The sequence below is a fragment of the Actinoplanes sp. NPDC049802 genome (assembly GCF_040656595.1).
In the GTDB taxonomy this organism is placed as follows: domain Bacteria; phylum Actinomycetota; class Actinomycetes; order Mycobacteriales; family Micromonosporaceae; genus Actinoplanes.
Genome location: NZ_JBFAMR010000040.1, coordinates 1 through 2,983 on the forward strand (window position 1 = coordinate 1; position 2,983 = coordinate 2,983).

Genomic DNA, 2,983 nt, shown 5'->3' on the forward strand with positions numbered 1-2,983 from the left:
TACGAAGGCGGCACCGTCATCAGCCTGCTACCCGCGCTCAAGGTAGCCTGAAGATCAACTCATCGACCCTGTCCGTCGAAACGGGTCAAGCCCAGTGGTGGTAGCTCGGCGGGCGTGTTGTGGCCTTGGTGTGGTGAAGCCCGGCGGGCTCGCTGCGGCCTGGAGTCGCAGCGAGCCCGCGCGAGTACGAAAACCGTTTCAGCCCAGGCGTACGATCAACGGGTTTTGAACTTCTCGAAATGGACCACCTCGTCGAGGGGGCGGCGTTTCGGCTGGGACCAGCGGCCCTTGGCGGGGTGGCCCAGCGGGATCAGCGCCATCGTGAGGGCGTCGCCGGGGAGGCCGAGCAGTTCGCGGACGTCGTCCTCGTGGCCGATGTGCAGGGTGGTGAGGGTGGCGCCGAGGCCGTGGGCGCGGGCCGCGAGGATCAGGTGCTGCACGGCGCCGTAGATCGACGAGCCGAGGCGCGGGTTGGTGGACTTCGCGGCGCCGAGCAGCACCGGGATGATCCAGACGGGGGCCTCTTCGAGGTGGTTGGCCAGGTGGTCGGCGGCCAGGAAGCTGGCTTTGCTCATCGGGCCGCCGTCGGGGGCGTTCAGGATCTGTTCGCGGCGGGAGCCGTAGTGGCGCTCCCAGCCTTCCCTGTACCACCCGGCGATCTGCTTTTTCGTCTCCGGGTCGCGGATCACGATCCAGGCCCAGGACTGGCCGTTTCCGGCGGACGGGCCACGGATCGCGGCGTCCAGGATGTCCCGGATCACGTCGTCGGCGATCGGCTCGGTGGACAGGTATCGGCGGGCCGGGGTGGAGTGCAGCGCCTCCATCACGGACAGTTCGGTGGTCATGAGACGAGACTAATGATCCGTTGAGCCACGCGTGCGGCTCCGGCGCCTTCCAGGATCGTGTAGTGGTTGACGTCGGGGATCAGTTCGGCGTCCACTCCGGTCAGGTGTTCCTGCTGGTAGATTCCGCGCGGTTCGTCCCTCAGCCCGCGGGGCGCCCACAGCAGGGGGTGGGGTGCCGGGGCCGGGCAGGTCAGCATGTCGCGGGCGTCGGTGCGGATCGCGTCGGGGTTGCAGGAGGAGCCGCTTCCGGTGAAGTCACGCAGGATGTAGGCCTCCAGGCCTGCGGTCCAATAGTGACCCAGCGCCGGATTGTCCCGGAAGTAGCCGAGATAGGCGTCGGCGTCGGGGAACGTCATCGACAGCCGGCGCATCGCCGTGCCGATGATCGCGTGCAGGGCCACGTCGACGTCGATGTCCGGGGGCACGGGCAGCGGGATTCCGCCGTCGACCATCAGCACCGGGCCCACCTGGTAGCGGGCGGCGGTGGCGGCCACCACGAACGCGCCCAACGAGTGGCCGACCAGAGCAGGCCGTGTGACTCCGAAATGGTCGGACACCTCCCTGAGGTCGGCGGCGTGCGCGGCCATGCCGAACGGTCTGGGAAGATGCGCGCTCCCGGCGCGGCCCCGCAGATCAGGAGCGATCAGATGTACGCGCCCGCGCAGCTCGCGGGCGACGCAAGCCCAGGACAGGGCGTTGGCGGTGATGCCGTGTGCCGCCAGCACCGTCGGACCGTCCCCCGGCCAGCTCAGCACCCGTAGTTTGCCGCCTGCCACCGCGATGTCGATCTCCTCCATCACGTCAGTGTGCCGTCCGTCCGCAATGGACGGCGAGCGGCGAGAGAGCCTTGCCACATTTCCGGCACTCTGGACAACCGCATCCAAGTCGGGAGTGTCCCGGTTATCGGGACGGACGGTGTCGCCAAGGGCCGTCCTCCGGCTGACGGGCTCACCGCCGGCCGGCCCGGGAGGGACGGGCCGGCGGTAGACCGGTGGCCCTGATCACCGGCCGCGGTCAACCGGCGGCCTCCGACCAGGCGGAAGGCATTCGATGGCATTCACTTCCCGAAGTTCCGCGCCCCACGAGTCGCACGGGAATCCGGCATCGCCGGCCCGGAGGCGCCCGACGCTCGACGAGCTGGCGGAGACCAGGGTGTTGTCGAACGAGACGATCGCGGCCCGTACCGGATCGAACCGCCCGACCGCCGCGGCAGCCGTCGAAACGGTGGGCGGCGACGCGCCGGCCGCGCAGCGTGCGAGGCGTGATCGGCTGCTCGGGGCGACGGCCGGTCTGGCGGTGGTCGGGCAGGCCACCCGGAAGCGGCCCGCTCTGAGCGTCACCCTCGCCGCGGTCGGGCTGGGCGCCGTCGTGGCCTCCGCGGTCGGGCTGTCGCCGGGACGCGCGGAGTTCCGGCCGCCGCCGGCCGCCGGCACGCAGGCGCCGGTCACCGCGGAGGCCTCCGCTGCCGCCGCCTACTCCGGGATCGCGCCCTACGCACGGACGCCGCCCGCGGCTGGCGATCACCTCGAGCCCGGAACGCGACCGGGACGGGGGAAGAACGGCAGGTCATCGCCTTCGTCACCGGCGAATGGCAGCACACCCGCGGACCCGCTCGCGAGTATTGTGCCGCCCGCGCCGGACCAGCCCGGCGCCGGGGTGCGCGAATCCACCGGCCCGGCCCGCGCCCGGGCCCCGGAAACCGCGTCGATCAGCATCGGCCGGCCGAACGACGGCGACACCCTCACCGCGGGCACGACCGTCAGCGGCGAGGCCGGGCTTCCCGCCGAGCACCAGATCTGGCTGCTGTGGCGGCACGGGACGGGTTCCTACCATGTCGCGGGCGCCTGCCGCGGTGGCCGGAGTTTCACCTGTGACACGCCGGCTTTGGAACGCGGCGGCGACGAGATCTTCCAGCTCACGGTCGTCGTCGTCGACGCGGACACCGGCCGCGGGCTGCGGGCCGGAGAGACCCGCGACGCGCTGCCGGGTCATCTCGCCCGCCACGACGTCACCGTCCGCCGGCCCGCCGACCAGTAGCCGGGTGCGCGATCGCCGGCGGTCCGGGCGGCGCCCCCTTGACGCCGCCCGGACCGGGGCCTCACTGCGGTGTGCACGGCCGCGGCCAGCTTTGACGCCGC

At 71.8% G+C, this 2,983-nt stretch carries 3 protein-coding genes; 1 reads left to right on the forward strand and 2 read right to left on the reverse strand.

Features of this window, described 5'->3' with window-relative positions; all coding sequences use genetic code 11:
• Positions 1–215 precede the first annotated feature (215 nt).
• Both AB0I88_RS25310 and AB0I88_RS25315 read right to left on the reverse strand, forming a co-directional pair.
• Complete coding sequence (locus tag AB0I88_RS25310; protein WP_361029262.1) at positions 216–845, reverse strand: nitroreductase family protein; 630 nt, start codon at positions 843–845, stop codon at positions 216–218.
• The gene (locus tag AB0I88_RS25315) at positions 842–1,642 is read right to left on the reverse strand and encodes an alpha/beta hydrolase (RefSeq protein WP_361029264.1); all 801 of its coding nucleotides are present in this window, start codon (positions 1,640–1,642) and stop codon (positions 842–844) included. The genes AB0I88_RS25310 and AB0I88_RS25315 overlap by 4 nt, the downstream gene beginning before the upstream one ends.
• Before the next feature lie 253 nt (positions 1,643–1,895).
• Between AB0I88_RS25315 and AB0I88_RS25320 the strand changes: the two genes are divergently transcribed.
• A complete protein-coding gene (locus AB0I88_RS25320) occupies positions 1,896–2,882 on the forward strand; it encodes a hypothetical protein (protein ID WP_361029267.1) in 987 nt (328 codons plus the stop codon).
• Positions 2,883–2,983 lie beyond the last annotated feature (101 nt).

Bases quoted from the DNA above. Each gene is read 5' to 3' on its own strand.
- AB0I88_RS25315 (WP_361029264.1), bottom strand. From the start codon at position 1,642: ATGGAGGAGATCGACATCGCGGTGGCAGGCGGCAAACTACGGGTGCTG.
- AB0I88_RS25310 (WP_361029262.1), bottom strand. From the start codon at position 845: ATGACCACCGAACTGTCCGTGATGGAGGCGCTGCACTCCACCCCGGCC.
- AB0I88_RS25320 (WP_361029267.1), top strand. From the start codon at position 1,896: ATGGCATTCACTTCCCGAAGTTCCGCGCCCCACGAGTCGCACGGGAAT.